We start from the raw sequence: 20,888 nt of genomic DNA, 5'->3' as shown, positions 1-20,888 counted from the left end.
TAATCAATAATCCCCTATGAAAAAGAGACATGAACAGAAACTGATTTTACTGAGCATCGGACTGATGGTCGCTTTCAGCATTCCTGTCTCTTTACTTTTCAACAGTGAGCAGGAAGTCCTGGGCTACCCTATGCTGCTGGTGTATTTTTTTGCCGTATGGATGGTTTCCATTATCACGGCTTTTGTAATCGTGAAAAAATATGAGTAGTTTCGCACTGATCTCCGTCGTATTGGTGTATCTGGCGCTTCTGTTCTTGGTAGCCTACCTGGCAGAAAAGAAGAAAAGTAAGCTCTGGATCAATAATCCGTACATTTATGCGCTTTCCCTCGCGGTATACTGTACCGCCTGGACTTATTACGGAAGCATTGGCGTTGCGGCGACCAGCGGACTCAGCTATCTGACCATATACATCGGGCCTGTTATTGTTATTCCGGCATGGATTTATATCAACACGCGGATCGTCAGGATTTCCAGAATCAACAAGATCAGCAGCCTGGCTGATTTCATTTCCCTCCGGTATGGCAACAGCAGAAGCTTAAGCGCCATTATCACAATGGTATGCCTTTTTGCGATCATTCCTTATATAGGATTGCAGATCAAAGCCATTTCCGAAACGTTTCATCTGGTAACCGAAACCCCTGTATCAAAAAATATACTCACGGACAGCGCCACTTTTGTAGTTGTGCTGATCGCCGTATTTTCTTCATATTACGGAACGCGGTATGTAGATGCTTCAGAAAAGCGCCTGGGAATCATATCAGCTATTGCCCTGGAGAGCTTTCTGAAATTATTTTTCATCATCATCCTCGGGCTGTTCGTCATCTATTTTGTGTTTGACGGGTTTTCAGATATTTATGAGAAAGCCAGCCGATTCAGTGATTTTAAAGCTAAAAATACCCTTAACGGAGTTGAAGGTGCCCTGAACTGGATGGTACTGTGCATGATCTCCGGTACAGCCATCTGTATTTTGCCAAGGCAGTTCCACACGGCGATCATTGAAAACAGGCAGGAAAAACATATCAAAACCGCACTCTGGTTTTTCCCGCTGTACCTGCTGGTATTTACGCTTTTTATCTTCCCGATTGCCTGGGGAGGAAGACTGATCTTTAACGGGCAGAATGTCAATCCTGAGTTTTATTCCATCCTTATCCCGCAGTATTTTAACAATACAGTGGTCACAGTCTTAGTATTCCTGGGCGGATTAAGCTCCAGTATTTCCATGATCATTATTTCATCTATCACACTATCCATTATGCTTTCCAACAATATGATTATTCCGTACGGGCTGTTGGGAAAGTTCAAGGCAGAAAATGAGGCGAATAATACCCGGATCATCACCCGCATCAGGAAATTCAGCATCTTCGGACTTGTGATCATGGCTTTTGCCTTTTATAAATATTTTATTCTCAAAACCTCACTGGATTCCGTCGGGCTGATTTCATTTGTGATCATTGCCCAATTGGCACCCGGCTATTTCGGCGCTATTTTCTGGAGGCGCGGAAGCTACAGAGGCGTACTTACCGGACTGGTGGCCGGATTGGTCATCTGCTATTTCGGACTGATCATTCCCCAATATTATTTTTCTTACAATCAGGAATTCAAAGGTGTTTTGAGAAGTATGTATGATGCTTTCAGCTTTTTCGACATCCCTTATCTCGGAAGGATTCCGGAGGTTTTTTTCTGGTCCTTGCTGTTAAATGCCGGACTTTTTGCCATGATATCCGTAAGCATGAAAGGCAATTACCGGGAACGCAATTTCGCAGAACTGTATGTAGACATTGATCAATACATCCAGAATCATGAGAATGCATTTATCTGGCGTGGAACAGCCTATGTATCGGATATCCGGAATATTCTCGTCCGTTTTTTAGGCCAGAAGAAAACCGAACAGGCCATGCGCATCTTTAACCTGAAGTACAATATCGATTCGGAAGCAGAAACGGCTGATTCCAGGTTTATTAAATTTTCAGAAAACCTTTTGGCAGGAAGAATCGGGACAGCGTCAGCCAAAATCCTTATTGAAGGCGTGACCAAGGAAGACAAAATTTCTCTCAAAGAAGTACTGAATATCCTGGAAGAATCCAAGGAGAATATTATTTTAAACAAAAAACTGACAGAACAATCACAGGAGCTGAAGAAACTGTCCGATGACCTTCAAAATGCCAATGAAAACCTGATCGTTAAAGACCGGCAGAAAGACGATTTCCTGGATTCCGTTGCCCATGAATTGAGAACGCCGATCACAGCCATCCGTTCTGCCGGCGAAATCCTGGCCGATGATGATGACATCCCGCCTGACATCAAAAAGGAATTTTTAAACAACATCATTACGGAATCTGACCGGCTCAACGAAATCATCAATGATATCCTGTACCTCGATAAACTGGAACATGGGGAAATTGCCCTGAATGTGAGGAAAAATAACATCCTCGAAACATACAAGAAAGCATTAAATCCCCTACTGCACCTTATCCAGCAGAAAAATATCCATATCAGTGAGGTCAATCTCTTAAATCATTTTATCTTTGAATATGATGAAGCCAGGCTGATCCAGCTGTTTCAGAATATTTTGGGCAATGCTTTAAAGTTTACCGGTGAACAAGGTACCATACAGACCAAGTTTTTCATCCGTGAACAGGAGCTGATGATAAGCGTGTTCAATACAGGAAAACATATTCCGGAAGAAGATCTGGAACTGATTTTCGACAAATTTTATCAGTCTAAAAACCAGAATATTTTAAAACAGGCCGGAAGCGGCCTCGGACTGGCCATCTGCCGGAAGATCATCCAGAACCATGGCGGAACGATCAGGGCAGAGAACAGCGGGCTGGGTGTGACATTCATCATACACCTCCCGCACCGACACAAAAACATGAAGTTGAACGATAAGAAAGCCCTATGAAAAAGATCATTATTGCAGATGATGAACACAAAATATTAATGTCACTGGAATACAGTTTTAAAAAGAACGGTTATGATGTCTATATCGCCCGGGACGGTACGGAAGTCCTGGATTTCCTTAAAACCATGGTTCCTGACGTCATCCTCCTTGATATTATGATGCCAAACCTGGATGGATACAGTACCCTGGAAATGATACGCCACGATGAACGCCTGAAAGATACAAACGTGATTTTCCTAAGTGCGAAGAACAATCCTAAAGATATCGAAAAAGGCCTTGAAATGGGCGCTGATGCCTATGTGACAAAACCGTACTCGATTAAGCGGCTTATGCAGCGGATTGAGGAAATGAATAATAGATGATGAGTAATGAAAGATAGATATTTGGAAATGAAATTTTACTATTTCGTTTGCGGGTCATCTGAAAATTAATCATACCGAAAGACACCTGAAACACAAAATCAATATGGATATGGAAGATTTGTTTAAAGAAAGCATAGAACACAAAGAGGAATTCTGGAAGGAGCAGGCCGGGCAGATCCGATGGACGAAATTTCCGGAAAAGATTCTGTCTGAAGACGACAACGGATATCCGCAGTGGTTTGCTGATGGTGAACTGAATATATGCCACCTCTGTATTGATCAGCACATCGAAGATGGTTTTGGCGATCAGGTGGCCGTTATCTATGATTCCCCGGTGACCGGCCAGAAGAAAACATACACGTTCAGCCAGGCTAAAGAAGAAATTTCAAAATTAGCCGGCGGCCTCATTTCTCTTGGTTTACAGAAAGGTGATACCGTAGTTATCTACATGCCCATGATTCCGCAGACGCTTTTTGCGATGCTGGCCTGTGCGCGGATTGGCGTGATCCATAATGTGGTTTTCGGAGGCTTTGCACCTCATGAACTGGTCGTACGGATTGACGACTGTAAGCCCAAAGCACTTATTACCGCCACCGCAGGTATCGAAATCTTCAGAAGGATCCCTTACTTACCGTTGGTGGAAAAAGCCATTGAACTGGCACAGGATAAAGTGGAACATATTATTGTATATAACAGGAAACTTACCGATAATACCCATGAAATGTTTGATGGAATCATGGATTACGAAGAACTCGTCTGGCAGTCGGAGCCGGCAGGCTGTATTGCGGTGGAATCCACTCACCCGCTCTATCTGCTGTACACTTCAGGAACGACCGGAAAACCGAAAGGCATTGTCCGCGATACCGGCGGCTATGCGACAGCCCTGAAGCTTTCCATGAAATATATCTATGGGGCTGAACCGGGAGAAATTTATTGGGCTGCTTCGGATTTCGGATGGGCGGTTGGACACAGCTTTTCTGTCTACGGTCCTCTGATCAACCGCAATACCACGGTTGTTTTTGAAGGAAAACCTGTCATGACGCCTGATGCAGGCACTTTCTGGAGTATTATTTCGGACTACAGAGTTTCCGTCATGTTTACTGCACCTACGGCGATCCGTGCCATTAAAAAAGAAGATCCGGATGGCGAGCTGGTAAAAAAATATGATCTGAGCCATTTCAGGAAACAGTTCCTGGCCGGTGAGCGTTGCGATGTGGCAACTCTGGACTGGTTTGAAAAACATATCGGAGTTCCTGCCATTGACCACTGGTGGCAGACAGAATCCGGCTGGCCTATGCTTGGGCTGATGACTTCTGATGACCAATACACGATCAAAAGAGCTTCTGCCGGAAAACCCATCCCGGGATACGACATCAAAATATTTGATGAAAACGGATATGAACTGGATGCCCATCATGAAGGGTACCTCGTCATCAGACTCCCCCTTCCGCCGGGCGCATTGCTCGGGATCTGGAATGACCATGAACGCTTTATCAACAGCTATCTGTCTCAATATAAAGGTTATTATTTCTCCGGGGATGGAGCGATCAGGGATGAAGACGGCTATATCTTCATTACCGGAAGAGTGGACGATGTGATCAATGTGGCGGGGCACCGGCTGTCTACCTCGGAAATGGAGGAAATAGTCTCATCCCATCCCGAGGTTGCTGAATGTGCTGTCGTAGGCATTGATGATGAACTGAAAGGGCAGATTCCTTTTGCTGCCGTTGTGGTGAAAAACGGTTCCATGGTTACGGAGGAAGCTTTGGAAAAAAATATTGTGCAGATGGTCCGGGAAAAAATCGGAGCAGTGGCCTGCCTTAAAAATGTAATGACCGTTAAAAGGCTCCCTAAAACGCGCTCCGGGAAAATCCTGAGGAAACTGATCCGTACATTGCTTGATGGAAAGGGCTTCCAGGTTCCATCCACCATCGATGATGAAAAAATCATTGAGGAAATCCAGGAAAAAATTCAGTTATACAGAAACAGATAATAAATTATATATACATAACAAACATTCAAAAAAACAAACGGGATATGAGAAATTACCTGATAGAAGATTTACCGCATTACTTTGAAGAATATAAGAAATCCATTAAAAACCCTAAAAAATTCTGGGATAAAATTGCCGATCAGAACTTTGTCTGGTACCAGCGGTGGAGTAAGGTAGTGAAATATGATATGAACGAGGCTAAAATCACGTGGTTTAAAGGCGCTAAACTGAATATCACCAAAAACTGCCTGGACCGTCATCTTTCCGTACGCGGAGAAAAAACGGCCATTATCTGGGAGCCCAATGACCCGAAAGAAGAAGCACAGCACATCACTTATAATGAATTATATACAAGAGTGAATAAAACAGCCAATGTGCTACGGGATATGGGCATTGAGAAAGGCGACAGGGTCTGCATCTACCTTCCGATGATCCCTGAACTTGCGATAACCATGCTGGCCTGCGCAAAACTGGGTGCCGTGCATTCAGTCATTTTTGCCGGCTTTTCCGCCTCTGCTGTTTCTTCCAGAGTGAATGACTGCGGCGCTAAAATGGTCATCACCTCAGACGGAAGTTACAGAGGCAACAAAGTGCTGGACCTGAAAAGCATTGTGGATGAAGCCCTTGAAAAAACACCGACTGTAGAAAAACTTCTCGTAGTCAGACGAACAAATAACGACGTTAAAATGAAAGAAGGCAGGGATTTCTGGATGGAAGACCTGTACGAAAAAGCCTCCCCTGACTTCGTTACCGTGATCATGGATGCGGAAGATCCGTTATTCATCCTGTATACGTCCGGCTCCACCGGAAAACCGAAAGGCATGCTCCATACCTGTGCCGGATATATGGTGTATACGGCATATACCTTCAAGAATGTATTCAATTATAAAGAAAATGACATCTACTGGTGTACGGCAGATATCGGATGGATCACAGGTCACTCTTATATCCTGTACGGGCCGTTGCTGAACGGGGCAACCACCGTTATTTTCGAAGGGGTTCCTACCTATCCTGAACCTGACCGTTTCTGGGAAGTCATCGAAAAACATAGAGTAACACAGTTTTATACCGCCCCTACTGCCATCCGTTCCCTTGCGAAGGAAAGCTCGGAATGGGTGGATAAACACGATCTCAGTACACTGAAAGTCATTGGTTCCGTAGGTGAGCCGATCAATGATGAAGCATGGCACTGGTTCAATGACCATGTCGGAAAGAAAAAATGCCCGATCGTCGATACCTGGTGGCAAACGGAAACCGGAGGAATCATGATTTCCCCGCTTCCTTTCGTAACCCCTACCAAACCCACTTATGCTACCCTTCCCCTACCGGGAATACAGCCTGTTCTGATGGATGACAAACGCAACGAAATCATGGGGAACCAAGTTACCGGAAACCTGTGCATCCGTTTTCCGTGGCCGGGGATTGCACGTACGATCTGGGGTGACCATCAGCGCTACAAGGAGACTTATTTCACGGCTTTCCCCGGGAAATATTTTACCGGCGACGGTGCTCTTCGGGATGAAGTCGGGTATTACCGGATCACGGGCCGTGTGGATGATGTGATCATTGTTTCAGGGCACAATTTAGGTACTGCTCCGATAGAAGACAGCATCAATGAGCACCCGGCCGTAGCAGAATCTGCCATTGTAGGCTATCCTCATGATATCAAAGGAAACGCATTGTACGGATTCGTGATCCTGAAAGAAACCGGTGAAGGACGCCAGAAAGAAAATCTTAAAAAAGAGATCAACCAGCTTATTTCCGAACAGATCGGGCCTATCGCCAAGCTGGATAAGATCCAGTTTGTATCCGGGCTTCCAAAAACACGTTCCGGAAAGATCATGCGCCGGATTTTACGGAAAATTGCGGAAGGTGATTTCAGCAATTTCGGGGATATCACTACCCTTCTGAATCCTGAGATTGTGGAAGAAATTAAAAATGAAAGAATTGATTAGTAAAAACGGGCTCAGGCCCGTTTTTTATTAGAATAGTTTTCAGGAACTACTTGCCGCATGGCCGCACAATGTACTTTTTAATATGATGAAATAGTATCATGAGGAATAGATTCCCGGTATGTTTTGGGTGTAACGTTTCGTCAGGTATCAGAACAGATGTAGCAAAAGACAAATTTTGAAATTAAATCCACAATCATTAAACTATAGTTTAATAGATTCCATCAAACATCACCGTTATATTACATAGAAATTACAATTAATACCGTTAATTATTGAAAATACACAAAAATAAAATGAATAATTTTGTACCTTTAAGTAGAAATTATTAAATCTTTAGTGATGTCTAATATAGTAGCCGGGTTATTTGCACCCAACAGCGATTACAAAAAACTTGAGTCAGACCTTGAAGATTCAGGATTCGGAAGTTCAGATTATATCGTTTACCTTGACGACCAGCATATGCAGTCGCAATATATGGCCAGTGTTGCAGTACAGGACCTGGAGCAGGCCGAAAATGCCAAATACATTTTCAGCCGTAATGAAGCGATCAAGACCTATACTTTCGAAAACATGAATATAGAACAGGCTCATTACCATACCATTAAGGGATATATTGATGCCAGGAATAAAGCTGAGATCCATAACAGTCCTGATATTAAGATCAAAGGAACCAGCCACGGAATGGATTCTGAAGTGAAATTTTAAAATTATTGTTTGACTCATCCTGTAATCCGTAAGTGATCTTGGGGATTTTGTTGTTTGAAAAGTCTGGAAAATTTCGTATTTTCGTTAGAATATAGGCTTTGATACCGATGAGTTACGACTTAGAACAGGAAAATAAAGAAATTCTTGCCAGATATAAAGATCTGATATCGAATACATACCGGACTTTGGATGAGGAAAATAACAAACTTATCCGGAAGGCATTTGATATTGCACTGGATGCCCACAAAGATCAGAGAAGAAAAACTGGCGAACCTTACATCTATCATCCCATTGCTGTTGCCAAGATCGTAGCAACCGAAATCGGATTAGGAGCCACCTCTATTGCATGTGCTCTGTTGCATGATGTTATTGAAGACTCGGATTATACATATGATGACCTGAAAAAGATTTTCGGGGCAAAGATTGCGGATATCGTCAACGGTCTTACCAAGATCTCCATCATGAACCATCAGAATATTTCGGTGCAGTCTGAAAATTACAGGAAGCTGCTTCTTACGCTGTCCGAAGATTTCCGGGTAATCCTGATCAAAATTGCAGACAGGCTGCATAATATGCGGACGCTCCAAAGCATGGCTCCGGATAAGCAGAAGAAAATTGCTTCTGAAACGGTATACATTTATGCACCCCTGGCCCACCGCCTCGGTCTCTATAACATCAAATCCGAACTTGAGGATCTTTCCCTGAAATACAATAATCCCGAAGTTTATAACGAAATTACTTCCAAGCTGGAACTGGCGAAGGAAAACCGTGAACGGTATATTGAGGAATTCAAGAAAGAAGTTTCGGAAAAACTGAAGGAGGAAGGGCTGAATTTTACGATAAAAGGCCGTGCCAAAGCAATATCGTCGATTTACAGGAAGATGCTTAAGCAAGGGGTTTCCTTTGAAGAAGTATTCGATAACTATGCAATACGGATCATCTATAAGTCAGATGCCAAAAATGAGAAGTTCCTGGCATGGAAAATTTATTCTATCGTAACGGATGTGTACCACAGCAACCCCTCCAGAATGCGGGACTGGATTACCCAGCCGCGCTCTACCGGATATGAAAGTCTGCATCTGACGGTACTTGGCCCTGATAAAAAATGGATCGAAGTACAGATCCGTTCCGAGAGGATGGACGAAATTGCTGAAAAAGGCGTTGCCGCCCATTACAAATATAAAGAAGGCTATAAGCAAAGTTCGGAAGACCGTAATTTTGAGAAATGGGTCACGGAGATCCGGGAAGTGCTTGAACAGCAGCAGAACCTGACGACCTCTGAGCTTCTGGATAATATCAAACTTAACCTGTACTCCAAAGAGGTCTTTGTCTTTACTCCAAAAGGGGAAATCAAGATCCTTCCTACGAATGCCACTGCGCTGGATTTTGCCTTTTCCGTGCATTCAGACCTGGGCATGAAATGCCTGGGTGCCAAAATCAACGGCAAACTGGTTCCTATTTCCTATAAATTGCAGAACGGAGACCAGGTGGAAATCCTTTCTTCGCAGAACCAGAAGCCAAAATCCGACTGGCTGGAATTTGTAGTGACTTCAAAAGCGAAGTCCAAAATCAAAAGCTACTTAAATTCCCAGAAAAACCAGTTGGTCGATGACGGAAAAGAGATCCTGCAACGAAAACTCCGCCATGCCAAGATCAACTTTAATGATGAAGAGGTCAATAAACTGCAGAAATTCTTCAACCTGAAAACGTCTCAGGAGCTGTTTTTAAAATTCCAGAGCAACGAACTGGATGCCAGCAGCCTGCGAAAGTATATTGAAAGCAAGAATGTATTTAACAACCTGCTTTCAAGGTTCAGGAAATCACCGGCTAAGGCACAGCATATCGAAGAGCCTAAACAGCAGAACCTCGATATGATTGTTTTCGGGAAGGATGAAGAAAAGCTGAATTATACGTATGCCAAATGCTGTACAGTCATCCCGGGTGATAAAATCTTCGGCTTCATTACCATTTCCGAAGGGATTAAGGTGCACAGCGACAACTGCCCTAATGCCATCAATCTCCGTGCACAATATGATTACCGTGTCATCCCCGCTAAATGGGTGAATGAGGAAAGCTTTAAAAACAGGGTTAAAATCGAAATTGAAGGATTGGACCGTATGGGAATGATCAATGACATTACTACGGTAATCAGCGGTTCCATGGGAATGGATATGAAGAGCATGTCTATTGAATCCAATGACGGAGTCTTTACCGGAAGCATTAACCTGGAAGTAAAAAACAAAAGCCAGCTGGAACAAACCTTTAAAAAGCTGAAAGATATCAACGGCGTTTCAAGGGTAAGAAGACTTCAATCATAATCATGCAATTATCGACTTATTTTACTAATTTTTTTAATAACAGCCGTTCTTCCGGGATCCTGCTGATTCTCTGCGTCATCATTTCACTGGGTATTGCCAATACCTCTCTGAAAGATAGTTTCCAGGCATTTCTTGATCTTCGGGCGGGAACAGATTTTTTGCACCTGAACTATTCTGTCAGTACCTGGATTAATGACGGTCTGATGGCCGTATTTTTCCTGCTGGTAGGCCTTGAGATCAAACGGGAAATCATAGAAGGGGAACTTTCGTCTTTTAAAAATGCCTCCCTGCCTATTTTTGCAGCTTTGGGAGGAATGATTATTCCTGCAGTAATTTACAGCCTGCTAAATACAGGAACGCAATACAGCAACGGCTGGGGCATCCCAATGGCTACCGATATTGCCTTTTCATTGGCTATCGTATCGCTTCTCGGGACTAAGGTTCCGCCGTCCATCAAAATTTTCCTGGCTGCACTGGCTATTGTGGATGACTTGGGAGCGATCCTGGTGATTGCTGTTTTTTACACGGAACAGATCCACTGGACCTACCTGCTGTTATCCGCAGGGGTAGCCTTGCTCTTGTTTATACTCAATTTCCTGAAGGTAAAAAAAATCTTTTTCTATATCATTCCCGGGCTTGCTTTATGGTATTTCCTCCATCATTCCGGGATCCATGCAACGATTGCAGGCGTGGTGCTGGCATTTTCCGTTCCTACCAATACCTCACATACCATCATTTCCCCGCTTGAAAAGCTGGAACACCAGCTCCATAAACCGGTAAATTTCCTGATCATGCCAATCTTTGCACTGGCCAACACCAATATTACCTTCAGCAGCGGCATGGCATCCAGCCTCACCAGCAGCCTTGGAATCGGGATTATTGCAGGACTGGTGCTGGGAAAACTGATAGGTATCAACCTGTTTTCATTTCTGGCGATCCGCTTAAAGCTAAGTGCTTTGCCCCAGAACAGTTCATGGCTTCAAATGGCAGGAACAGGTCTTCTGGCCGGAATCGGTTTCACAATGTCTATTTTTATTGCCCTTTTATCCTTTAAAAACGATATTGAGATTCAGAATGACGCCAAGTTTGCGATCCTGATTGCATCAGTGCTTGCCGGATCTTTAGGTTTCCTGATATTGAAGACCAGTTCAGACAAAAAATCCCAGCAGGAAATCCAATAATCTTTCATCCATATCATTGAAGATGATCATCAGATTACTTTGAAATAACTATTTGTCTTCCCGGGCTATGGTCTCTTCTTCCTTAAGCTGGTCTGATAAAATTTTCTCTGTCCTGAGCTTCCTGATAGCCAGGTTAAGCTCATTCCCGAACAGCAGCAGGTAAACATTTACGTTAATCCAGATCATTAAAAGGATCATACTGCCAATGGATCCATACAATACGTTGTAACGGGCAATATTTTTAACATACAGGGCGAACAGGTATGTAGTGAGGACAAATAAAACTGTTGTCAGGATCGCGCCTGGAACAGCCTGTCTGAAACGGGAAATTTTCACTGTTCCAAGCCAGTAAAACATAGCCAGGAGAATAAAGTAGAACAGAGGAAAGGAAACAAACCCGATGATTTTGGAAAGGTTCTTTACGAGCCAGGAAATGTCATACGAAGGCGTAAATAATTTCAGTACTACTTCAGAATAATAGATTCCGAAGATCGCTAAGAATATGATGGTAATAAAGCCAATTGTGATAAAAAATGAAAGGATGAATTCTTTTACATCCGGGAGCTTCTCTTCTGAATTTTCGTTGAATCCGTTGATGAGGGAAAATGTACCGTTCGTCGCAAAGACCAGAGCCAGGATAATGGTCAGGTTGCTGAGCCCTTTCATATTGGGAATGATGCTGTCTTCAATATATCCTTTTACATCCCCTTCCATATTGGTAGGTATGATGTTATGCAGTAAAACCTCAAAAATATAAAACTGAAGCTTATCATAATGCGGCATATAAGGCAGTACCGATAACAGGAACAGGATCATGGGAAAAAGACTGATGGTAAAACTCCAGGAGATCGCTGCCGCCTTACGTCCGATCTTATCTTTGAAAACCCCCTTAAAGTAAATGCGGAACATCTCCAGGAGAGATATTCCCAGAAGCGGGATATGAATGCTGTCGAAAAAGTCTTGAATTTTCAAGATAAATTTAGGAAGTTTTATACCCATAAAGTATATTTGTGCTTAGCAAATATAAGAAATGCAGATTAATTTACTTTGCATCGGCAAAACAGACGACAAAGAGATCACCTCGCTCATCAGCTATTATCTCAAACGCCTGCCGAAACACTGGAATTTTGACATCATTGAAATACCGGATGTGAAAAATGCCCGAAACCTTTCTCCGGACCTCCTGAAAAAGGAAGAAGCCAGGCTTTTTCTTTCCCATACGGATAAAAATGACCTCATCATTCTCCTGGACGAAAAAGGCAAACAATATACCAGCAGGGAGTGGGCGCAGAAAATAGATTCATGGATGGGGTCTTCCGTAAAGAAAATCCATATCCTGATCGGCGGCGCTTACGGCTTTTCTGAGGATATTTATACCAGAGCCAACGAAAAAATTTCCCTGTCCAAAATGACTTTTACCCATCAGATGATCCGACTGTTTATTGTTGAACAGATCTACAGGGCGGACCAGATTTTACAGGGGAAGCCGTATCACAATGACTGAGGTAAGATATAGTGTAAAATGTATTAATGATATTAAAAGGCTGCCTTACAATAGTGAGACAGCCTTTATGTATGTTTTGAAAGCTTCGAAATAGACTGTACTTTCTTATTTGGATTTCACAGCGCATTTAGCATAATAGTCAGCAAGGACTGCTTTTTCATAACCAAGGCTAACGGCTTTATCCAGTGTGTTACAGGCTTCTTTAGTTTTAGCATTATCGAACAGAATCATGGCTTTGGTCACATAAGACTGTGCAAATTTAGGATCTATCGCGATAGCCTTATTAATATCTGTCAATGCCTCTTTAGACTTTTTCATCTTAAGATAGATATCCGCTCTTCCGTTATACAGCAGCGATTCCGGTTTTTCAGAGATCAACTGGTTGTAATCTTTCAGCGCACCCTCAAGATCACCGTTATTCTTTTTCAGATTGGCCAGTCCGGTCCTGGCATAGATATTATCCGGGGCAAAGCTCAAAACCTGATTGAGGTCTTTCATGGCCAGATCTTTCTTTCCCTGGCTGTCATAAATTTTAGACCGGGTAAGGTACATGTCGGCATTTTCCGGATCTACTTTCAGTCCCTGCCCGATATATTGCAATGCCTTCTCTTTGCTTCCTTTCTGGCTGTGTAATGATGCTAAATTAGCATACACCGGTGCAGACACAGGATTGGCTTTCAGCGCATATTCATAGGATTTAAAAGCCTGGGTGGTTTTACCGAGCCTTCTCTGCGCCGTTCCGAGGTTATTGTAATACTCCGACTGGAATTTCTGGATGTGTTCTTTCTCTGCCAGCTGTGAATACTGTTGTTCAGCACACTGATAATCTGCCTTTTTGAAGCATTCTTCTGCTTTCTTGGCATCCTGGGCATAGCTGTACCAGGATACAGATACCAGGGCTAGAGATAATAGATGTTTTTTCATTCGGTTATTGTTTGTTTGTGGATTACTTTTCCGGCCAGTGCAGCAAATACACCCCCCAATAAAAGTCCAACAAACGCCCCCACCAAAATATCTATCGGGAAATGCACGCCTAAATAAATCCGGCTGTAAGCAACTGCCGCTGCCCATACAAATATAGCATAAGGAAACCATTTAAGCTTCTTTTTCAAGAGAATACTTAAATAAGTAGCCAAAAAAAACGTATTAGAGGCATGGGCGGAATAGAAACCGTACTGCCCGCCGCATTTCACGATTCTCATATGATGTTCCAGAGTGGGATCATGGCAGGGCCTTAACCTTGCCACACCATATTTGAAAACTCCTGCAAGCTGGTCCGATACCACAGTACCTATGGCTACAAAAACAAGAATGAACACCAGTGATCTCAGCTTGTAATTTTTGTACAGGAAATAAAGGAATATAATGTATAACGGGACCCAGATCCACGTGCCGGAAATCATCATCCAGAACTGGTCAAATGATGAATCTCCCAGATTATTGAGAAATAAAAAGACTTTTTTGTCTTCCTGGATAAGCTCTTCCATGAGGCTATCTGCTTACAGGACCTTCATACGTTTCGTCTTCTGAAGGTTTGGGCTTTTCAGGTTCAGTGACAGCAGGCGTTTCATGTACTGCATTTTTCTGCAGTTCCTGCATAGGATTGTACTCTTTTGCGGCATCTTTTACCTTTTCGATCTCACGTTTGATTTCAGATACGGGATTATCTGTCTCTTTCATGATTTCGGTTTTGATATCTTCCACGGCACCACGCATTTTTCTTACCCCAGCCCCAAGGTCACGCGCGATTTGCGGGAGCTTGTCCGGCCCGAATAAGACTACGATTGCAATGGCAATCAGTGCCATTTCTCCAAAACTTAGTTCCATGAAGTAAAATTACGAAAGATTATACATATAATTTAATTAATCTTATATTTTAAAGAAATTTTAAGACTGGTTCGCATCACCCTCATATTCAATGACTCTCAATAAGTAAGAAATTGAATTTAACAGATCAGATTTTCTTTTCTTTATTAAAAGCATAATATGTCATCACGACACTTACTGCCATCAGAATAAAAGCCAGGAAGAATGGTGCTCCTGAAAACTCAAAGGGTGCATCATCATGCGTGAAATAGTAGAAAAGATTTGTCATCATCGGCGGTCCGATAATGGATGTGGCACTCATCAGGCTGGTCAGTGCCCCCTGCAATTCACCCTGCTCATTGGAAGGGACACTTTTCGTAATCACCGATTGAAGTGCAGGACCACATATCCCGCCCAGGCAATACGGGATCAGAAATACGAACATCATCCAACCCTGGGAAGCAAAGGCGAATAATAGCATTCCTATGGCATACAGGGTAAGTCCGTAATAGATGCTTTTCTGTTCTCCCAGTTTCGGAGTAGTCCAGCGGATCAGCCCTCCCTGTACCAGTCCGACCAATAACCCTACGACACCGAGTGAAATCCCGACCATCCTTTCGGTCCAGTTGAATTTATACATGGTAAAGAAACTCCAGTTGCTCTGTACAGCATGGCCGGCGATATAGATCAGGATGAGTGCCGCAATCAGCCCAGAAATTTCAGGGTGCTTCCCTAAAAATTTAAATGAGCCTACAGGATTGGCCCTTTTCCAGCTGAATTCCCTCCTTTTATCCTTATCAAGACTTTCCGGAAGGATGAAATACCCATACAGGAAATTAAGCAGGCATAATCCTGCCGCCGCGTAGAAAGGTACTCTGGCACCATAATGCCCCAGAACGCCACCCAGGACCGGGCCTATGATAAAACCAAGCCCGAAAGCGGCACCTATCAGCCCGAAATTTTTAGCCCGGTCTTCATCCGTAGATATATCCGCAATATAGGCACTGGCCGTTGTGACACTCGCCCCCGTGATTCCGGCGATAACCCTTCCCAGGAACAGCCACCAGATGGTAGGGGCCAGTGCCAGGAAAATATAGTCTACAGCAAATCCGAACAGCGAAATCAGAATAATGGGCCTTCTTCCGTATTTGTCACTGAGATTTCCTACCAGAGGAGAAAATATAAACTGGGTGAATGCATAGGCAAATCCAAGCCAGCCACCATATTTTGCAGCTTCGCTGATATCAGCATGAATCAGTTCTTCGATCAGTTTGGGAACAACGGGGATGATGATTCCCCAGCCGGTTATGTCAATCAGTAAGGTAATAAATATGAAGCCGATGGCTGCTTTCTTCTTTGTGTTATCCATAATGATGCAAAAATAATAAATTTGGAGATATAGGGATGAGTTATGAGTTAGAAGTTATCAGTGATGAGTTTTGTAAGCGGTCGTTTCAGCTATTATAGGCAAGAATTGAAATTGTTGCTTATCAACCAATCTATAATCTATAATCTATAATCTATAATCTATAATCTATAATCTATAATCTATAATCTATAATCTATAATCTAAAAAAAACAGACCACCTTTTCAGGCAGTCTGTCTTATCTTATTTAGTGTAGTTCTTATTTTGAAGCAAGGACTTCTTTACTGGATGTTGATTTACCGTGTACATCTTCTTCTTTTCCTGTTTTCAGGAAATCGTAGGCAATAGCCGAAGCGATGAAGATGGATGAGTAGGTACCGAACGCGATACCGATCAGCATGGCAAACATAAATCCTCTCAGGTTATCACCACCGAAGATAAAGATGGCCAGGATAACAAGGATCGTTGTGAAGGAAGTGTTGAAGGTTCTTCCCAGCGTGCTGGAGATGGAATCGTCAAACAATCCTGCCAACGTCAGGGATTTTTTCTCTTTCAGGTATTCACGGATACGGTCAAAGATGATTACCGTATCATTGATGGAATATCCTAATACCGTAAGGATGGCCGCAACGAAATCCTGATTGATCTCCATGTTGAACGGCATAAACTTATGAAGCAGTGAGTAAGCACCCAGGATGATCACCGCATCGTGGAACAATGCTGCAACGGCACCCAGGGAGAACTGCCATTTTCTGAATCGTACAAGGATGTAGATAAAGATCCCTGCTAAGGCTGCTACAACCGCTAAAATACCGTGTTTCTGAATGTCATCTGCTACAGTAGGACCTACTTTCTCGGAAGAAATGATTCCTGCGTGGTCTTTATCTGCAGATTTGAAATCAGCCAGTGTCATATTAGCCGGTAAGCTTGACTTCAGCCCTGTGAACAACTTCTGTTCTACGGTCTGGTCTGCTTTTAAAGATTCATCCCCGATCAGGTAATCGGTAGAAATTTTAAGCTGCTTATCATTTCCGAAAGTCTTGGCTTCCACAGAAGAGTTTTTCCCATCTTCCGTCTGGAATATTTTGACCAGGTTACCTTCGATATCTTCAGCGTTCACCGGTTTGTCAAATCTTACTACATAATTCCTACCTCCTGTAAAGTCGATCCCGTATTTAAATCCGTGGATCGCAATAGAAGCGATACTTACCACTGTTAAAATCGCAGAAACGATATATGCATATTTTCTTTTTCCGATAAAATCGATCCAGGTATTCCTGAACATATTTTTCGTAGGAGCGGTCCATACGGAAAGGTGCTTTCCTTTGTTCAGCCTTGAGAAGATCATTACTCGGGAAATTAATACCGAAGTAAAGAACGTCATTAAGATACCGATTCCCAATGTAAGGGCAAATCCTTTGATAGGTCCGGTTCCGAAAAGGAAAAGAACACCGGCCGTTAATAATGTCGTTAAGTGACCGTCAACAATAGCACTTAACGCGTGTTTGAAACCGTCTTTATAAGCTTCAAGAATGCTTTTTCCGGCGAAAAGCTCTTCTTTGGTTCTTTCATAAATAATTACGTTCGTATCCACCGCCATGGCCATCGTCAGTACAATCCCTGCAATACCAGGAAGAGTAAGGGTGGCATCCACGGAATCCATAATTCCGAAGATATAGAACAGGTTGATGATCATAGCAATCACCGCATACACTCCGGCCCCGCCATAATAGAAAATAATATAGGCAATGATGATTAAGAATGCGATGGCAAAAGACAGCATCCCTGCATCAATCGACTCCTGACCCAATGACGGACCTACCTGAGTCGCCTGAACTACTTTAGCTCCTGCCGGAAGTTTACCGGCACCAAGAACATCTACCAGTTCTTTGGCTTCCTCCTGCGAGAAGTTCCCGGAAATCTGGGTCCTACCGTTCGGAATGGCACTGACTACGTTCGGAGCAGTATACACTCTGTTATCCAGGGTTACGGCAACCGGCTTCCCAACATTTTTCTCGGTAAGGGTTTTCCATTCTTTGGCTCCTTTGGAATCCATCTGCATGTCTACCACTACCCTTCCCAGTTCGTCATAACTGATGTTGGCGCTTTCAACAGCACCGTCTACCGGAGCTTTTTGATTGATATTGCTTCTGATGGCATACAAAACAAGGCTTTCGGAATCGTTAGCTTCAGGCTTGTATCCCCACATGAATTGGGTATATTTAATATTGGCCGGACGTAGAGACTGGGCTACTTTGCTGTTCAGGATTTTATTCACTACAGCAGTATCAGACAATTTAACATTAGCTACACCATTGGTTCTCAGCTTATCGATGTGCAGAAGATTCATAAAGTTGGTATTCTTCGCAACTCCCATTGAATCTGCTTTAGCAGCTACCATGGTCCCCAGAGTCTGAAAATAAGGTGCTACTTCCGGAACCTGCTGTACTTCCCAGAACTGAAGTTTTGCTGAAGTCTGGAGCATTTTCTTTACTTTATCGATGTCCTTCATCCCCGGCATTTCCACAGAAATCCTGGCAGTACCCGGAACCCTCTGAACGTTAGGCTGTACGGCACCCATCTTGTCGATCCTTGTCCTGATTACCTCAAAAGCGGTTCCTACGGAAAGGTCGATTCTTCTTTTGATGATGCTTTTCACCTGCTCATCTGTGGTGTTGTACTTGATCTCGGAAAGATTCGTATTCCCGAAAAGCTCAGGATCAGCCAGTTTCAGGTTGGTTCCTTTAGCTTTGTTAATCGCATCGAACTGATCAAAAAAGTTATCGATATACGATTTAGTGGAATTTTTCTGTACTTCATCTGTCTTGTTCAAAGCTTCGATAAGAACAGGATTGGTAGAATAATTGGTTAAATCATTCACCAAGTCTCTCTGGTTGATCTCCAAAAGGACGTTGATCCCTCCCTTAAGGTCAAGACCGAGTTTCATTTCCTTGTCCCTAGCTTTCGTGTAATAAAGTTTGGTAAACCCCAAGTTCAGTGTATCCTTAGAAAGCCTTGCAATCTCTTTCTGATACTTTTCCGGATTGTCTCCTGCGACAGCAGCTGCCTGCTTTTCAATTTTGCTCACGTACCAGGTGGGTAACAGCTCATTTAAGCAAATTAGCCCCAGTACAATAGCAACAATTGTAATAAGTCCTTTTCCTTGCATTTTGTTATAAACTACGTTAAATTAAGTCGGCAAATATAATGATTTTCTTGATAGTTTATGAATTTTTAACAGCAGAAATGGTTTATTTCCAGATATATCGGTCTTTTCACCCATATTAGATATTTATTAAATATTCGGCTGTATTTTCAACGATTTTTCAATTTTACTTGGTACAGATTTTTCATACATAATTTCAAACCATTAACTATCAAAATATTATGAAAAAACTACTTTTTGCAGGGAGCGTCTTTTGTTCTCTAATTTTTAATGCGCAGACCATCAGTCTGCAGGAGTTTGCTACGGGGCTGACGAGTCCTGTAGAGATCACGCATGCGAATGACAGCCGGCTTTTTGTGGTACAGCAGAACGGAATCATTAAAATCGTACAGCCCAGCGGAGCTGTTAATGCTGCCAATTTTTTAAACATCAGTTCAAAAGTCACTTTTGGCGGTGAGCGCGGTCTTTTAGGACTGGCATTCCATCCGCAGTATGCTACGAACGGATACTTTTTCGTCTATTATAACGACACTGCCGGCAACCTCACTGTATCCAGATATACGGTAAGTGCTACCGATCCTAATGTGGCTGATCCTTCAACTGAAAAAATACTGCTTAACATCCCTAAACCATTTGACAACCATAACGGTGGCAGCATCCACTTCGGTTCAGACGGTTATTTATGGATCGTTACCGGTGACGGCGGCAGCGGCGGAGACCCTAACAACAATGCCCAGAACAAGAATTCTCTGCTTGGAAAGATGTTGAGGATCGATGTGAATACCAGTACCGCTCCGTATGCCATACCGCCGACCAATCCTTTCGTGGGTGTGGACGGTGCTGATGAAGTCTGGGCATACGGACTCAGAAATGCCTGGAAATTTTCTTTTGATCCGGCAACAGGAAATGCGATGATTGCTGATGTGGGACAAGGCCAGATTGAGGAAATCAACAGGATTCCGGTAACACAGGCAGGCGTTAATTACGGCTGGAGATGCTATGAAGGAAATAATGCGTACAATACCTCAGGCTGTGCGGCTGCTTCAACCATGACGTTCCCGGTGGCAGTGTACGACCATTCCGGAAACAGATGTTCGATTACCGGAGGATATGTATACCGCGGATCTGCCTATCCTGCCCTGAGCGGAAAATACTTTTTTGCCGATTACTGCTCTACCCAGATCGGTATGCTGAATGCTGATAATACGATCACCTGGACGCCGGCTTTCAGTGGAAATAATTTTTCAACATTCGGGATCAATAATCAGAATGAGCTCTTTGTAGCAGCTGTAAACAACGGGAAAATCTACCGGATTACCACAGGAACCCTCGCTACTCAGGATAACGGAGGCTTCGCCGCACCCGTGAGGATATATCCTATCCCGGCTTCCGAGAGGATTTTTATTGACGGGTTTTACGGTACCGATATGACGGCTGACATTACCACTATTGAAGGAAGAAAAGTACTGGATTCTGCCAAGGTGGAAAGTGATTACAGCGTTAACATCACCGGAATCCCGGCAGGCACCTATTTTATCAATGTCAAATCCGGAGATCTCAGGTCATACAGCCAGAAAATCATCATTAAATAACTTTTTATTTTTAATACTTTCATGCAAATCCCGGCC

General features: G+C 43.1%; 16 protein-coding genes. 10 read left to right on the top strand and 6 right to left on the bottom strand.

Features of this window, described 5'->3' with window-relative positions:
- Positions 1 to 16: 16 nt before the first annotated feature.
- The 8 genes from CGB83_RS19760 to nhaA all read left to right on the top strand — a co-directional run bounded on the left by CGB83_RS19760 (position 17) and on the right by nhaA (position 11,417).
- On the top strand, positions 17 to 208 hold the full coding sequence (locus CGB83_RS19760) for a hypothetical protein (RefSeq protein ID WP_100077382.1): 192 nt from the start codon (positions 17 to 19) through the stop codon (positions 206 to 208).
- Positions 201 to 2,903 carry an ATP-binding protein gene (locus tag CGB83_RS19755; protein WP_100077381.1) on the top strand — a complete coding sequence of 901 codons (2,703 nt, stop codon included), beginning with the start codon at positions 201 to 203 and terminating at the stop codon, positions 2,901 to 2,903. The genes CGB83_RS19760 and CGB83_RS19755 overlap by 8 nt, the downstream gene beginning before the upstream one ends.
- Complete coding sequence (locus CGB83_RS19750; RefSeq protein WP_100077380.1) at positions 2,900 to 3,265, top strand: response regulator transcription factor; 366 nt, start codon at positions 2,900 to 2,902, stop codon at positions 3,263 to 3,265. The genes CGB83_RS19755 and CGB83_RS19750 overlap by 4 nt, the downstream gene beginning before the upstream one ends.
- Before the next feature lie 103 nt (positions 3,266 to 3,368).
- Positions 3,369 to 5,258 (top strand): AMP-binding protein, encoded by a 1,890-nt coding sequence (locus CGB83_RS19745; protein ID WP_100077379.1) that lies wholly within the window; start codon positions 3,369 to 3,371, stop codon positions 5,256 to 5,258.
- Between the two features lie 44 nt (positions 5,259 to 5,302).
- Complete coding sequence (gene acs, locus CGB83_RS19740; protein WP_100077378.1) at positions 5,303 to 7,213, top strand: acetate--CoA ligase; 1,911 nt, start codon at positions 5,303 to 5,305, stop codon at positions 7,211 to 7,213.
- 339 nt (positions 7,214 to 7,552) lie between these two features.
- On the top strand, positions 7,553 to 7,918 hold the full coding sequence (locus CGB83_RS19735) for a hypothetical protein (RefSeq protein WP_100077377.1): 366 nt from the start codon (positions 7,553 to 7,555) through the stop codon (positions 7,916 to 7,918).
- Positions 7,919 to 8,025: 107 nt separating this feature from the next.
- Complete coding sequence (locus CGB83_RS19730) at positions 8,026 to 10,236, top strand: RelA/SpoT family protein (protein WP_100077376.1); 2,211 nt, start codon at positions 8,026 to 8,028, stop codon at positions 10,234 to 10,236.
- A 2-nt stretch (positions 10,237 to 10,238) separates the two neighbouring features.
- Positions 10,239 to 11,417, top strand: coding sequence for a Na+/H+ antiporter NhaA (gene nhaA / locus CGB83_RS19725; protein WP_100077375.1), 1,179 nt, complete (start codon positions 10,239 to 10,241; stop codon positions 11,415 to 11,417).
- A 48-nt stretch (positions 11,418 to 11,465) separates the two neighbouring features.
- On the opposite strand, the gene CGB83_RS19720 is transcribed toward nhaA, so the two are convergent.
- Positions 11,466 to 12,416: a YihY/virulence factor BrkB family protein gene (locus CGB83_RS19720; RefSeq protein WP_100077374.1), complete on the bottom strand. Its 951-nt coding sequence runs from the start codon at positions 12,414 to 12,416 to the stop codon at positions 11,466 to 11,468.
- Between the two features lie 31 nt (positions 12,417 to 12,447).
- On the opposite strand from CGB83_RS19720, the gene CGB83_RS19715 reads away from it, so the two are divergent.
- Complete coding sequence (locus CGB83_RS19715) at positions 12,448 to 12,921, top strand: 23S rRNA (pseudouridine(1915)-N(3))-methyltransferase RlmH (protein ID WP_100077373.1); 474 nt, start codon at positions 12,448 to 12,450, stop codon at positions 12,919 to 12,921.
- A gap of 105 nt (positions 12,922 to 13,026) precedes the next feature.
- Here the strand turns inward: CGB83_RS19715 and CGB83_RS19710 are convergent, their stop codons facing one another.
- The 5 genes from CGB83_RS19710 to secD all read right to left on the bottom strand — a co-directional run bounded on the left by CGB83_RS19710 (position 13,027) and on the right by secD (position 19,263).
- Complete coding sequence (locus CGB83_RS19710) at positions 13,027 to 13,845, bottom strand: tetratricopeptide repeat protein (RefSeq protein ID WP_100077372.1); 819 nt, start codon at positions 13,843 to 13,845, stop codon at positions 13,027 to 13,029.
- Complete coding sequence (locus tag CGB83_RS19705; RefSeq protein WP_100077371.1) at positions 13,842 to 14,408, bottom strand: phosphatase PAP2 family protein; 567 nt, start codon at positions 14,406 to 14,408, stop codon at positions 13,842 to 13,844. The genes CGB83_RS19710 and CGB83_RS19705 overlap by 4 nt, the downstream gene beginning before the upstream one ends.
- A gap of 4 nt (positions 14,409 to 14,412) precedes the next feature.
- Positions 14,413 to 14,748 (bottom strand): Sec-independent protein translocase subunit TatA/TatB, encoded by a 336-nt coding sequence (locus CGB83_RS19700; protein ID WP_100077370.1) that lies wholly within the window; start codon positions 14,746 to 14,748, stop codon positions 14,413 to 14,415.
- Between the two features lie 127 nt (positions 14,749 to 14,875).
- Positions 14,876 to 16,096, bottom strand: a complete 1,221-nt coding sequence (locus CGB83_RS19695) for a TCR/Tet family MFS transporter (RefSeq protein ID WP_100077369.1) — start codon at positions 16,094 to 16,096, stop codon at positions 14,876 to 14,878.
- 257 nt (positions 16,097 to 16,353) lie between these two features.
- Entirely contained in the window at positions 16,354 to 19,263 is a 2,910-nt protein-coding gene (gene secD, locus CGB83_RS19690; RefSeq protein WP_100077368.1) for a protein translocase subunit SecD, read from the bottom strand.
- A 218-nt stretch (positions 19,264 to 19,481) separates the two neighbouring features.
- On the opposite strand from secD, the gene CGB83_RS19685 reads away from it, so the two are divergent.
- Complete coding sequence (locus CGB83_RS19685; protein WP_100077367.1) at positions 19,482 to 20,852, top strand: PQQ-dependent sugar dehydrogenase; 1,371 nt, start codon at positions 19,482 to 19,484, stop codon at positions 20,850 to 20,852.
- Positions 20,853 to 20,888: the final 36 nt, after the last annotated feature.

Source organism: Chryseobacterium camelliae, assembly GCF_002770595.1.
Classification (GTDB): Bacteria; Bacteroidota; Bacteroidia; order Flavobacteriales; family Weeksellaceae; genus Chryseobacterium; species Chryseobacterium camelliae.
Note: the sequence above shows the minus strand (reverse complement) of the source record. Positions and strands in the feature narration are given on the sequence as shown.

Bases quoted from the DNA above. Each gene is read 5' to 3' on its own strand.
- CGB83_RS19705 (WP_100077371.1), bottom strand. From the start codon at position 14,408: ATGGAAGAGCTTATCCAGGAAGACAAAAAAGTCTTTTTATTTCTCAAT.
- CGB83_RS19755 (WP_100077381.1), top strand. From the start codon at position 201: ATGAGTAGTTTCGCACTGATCTCCGTCGTATTGGTGTATCTGGCGCTT.
- CGB83_RS19700 (WP_100077370.1), bottom strand. From the start codon at position 14,748: ATGGAACTAAGTTTTGGAGAAATGGCACTGATTGCCATTGCAATCGTA.
- secD (WP_100077368.1), bottom strand. From the start codon at position 19,263: ATGCAAGGAAAAGGACTTATTACAATTGTTGCTATTGTACTGGGGCTA.
- CGB83_RS19710 (WP_100077372.1), bottom strand. From the start codon at position 13,845: ATGAAAAAACATCTATTATCTCTAGCCCTGGTATCTGTATCCTGGTAC.
- acs (WP_100077378.1), top strand. From the start codon at position 5,303: ATGAGAAATTACCTGATAGAAGATTTACCGCATTACTTTGAAGAATAT.
- CGB83_RS19760 (WP_100077382.1), top strand. From the start codon at position 17: ATGAAAAAGAGACATGAACAGAAACTGATTTTACTGAGCATCGGACTG.
- CGB83_RS19730 (WP_100077376.1), top strand. From the start codon at position 8,026: ATGAGTTACGACTTAGAACAGGAAAATAAAGAAATTCTTGCCAGATAT.
- nhaA (WP_100077375.1), top strand. From the start codon at position 10,239: ATGCAATTATCGACTTATTTTACTAATTTTTTTAATAACAGCCGTTCT.
- CGB83_RS19735 (WP_100077377.1), top strand. From the start codon at position 7,553: ATGTCTAATATAGTAGCCGGGTTATTTGCACCCAACAGCGATTACAAA.
- CGB83_RS19695 (WP_100077369.1), bottom strand. From the start codon at position 16,096: ATGGATAACACAAAGAAGAAAGCAGCCATCGGCTTCATATTTATTACC.
- CGB83_RS19720 (WP_100077374.1), bottom strand. From the start codon at position 12,416: ATGGGTATAAAACTTCCTAAATTTATCTTGAAAATTCAAGACTTTTTC.
- CGB83_RS19715 (WP_100077373.1), top strand. From the start codon at position 12,448: ATGCAGATTAATTTACTTTGCATCGGCAAAACAGACGACAAAGAGATC.
- CGB83_RS19685 (WP_100077367.1), top strand. From the start codon at position 19,482: ATGAAAAAACTACTTTTTGCAGGGAGCGTCTTTTGTTCTCTAATTTTT.
- CGB83_RS19750 (WP_100077380.1), top strand. From the start codon at position 2,900: ATGAAAAAGATCATTATTGCAGATGATGAACACAAAATATTAATGTCA.
- CGB83_RS19745 (WP_100077379.1), top strand. From the start codon at position 3,369: ATGGATATGGAAGATTTGTTTAAAGAAAGCATAGAACACAAAGAGGAA.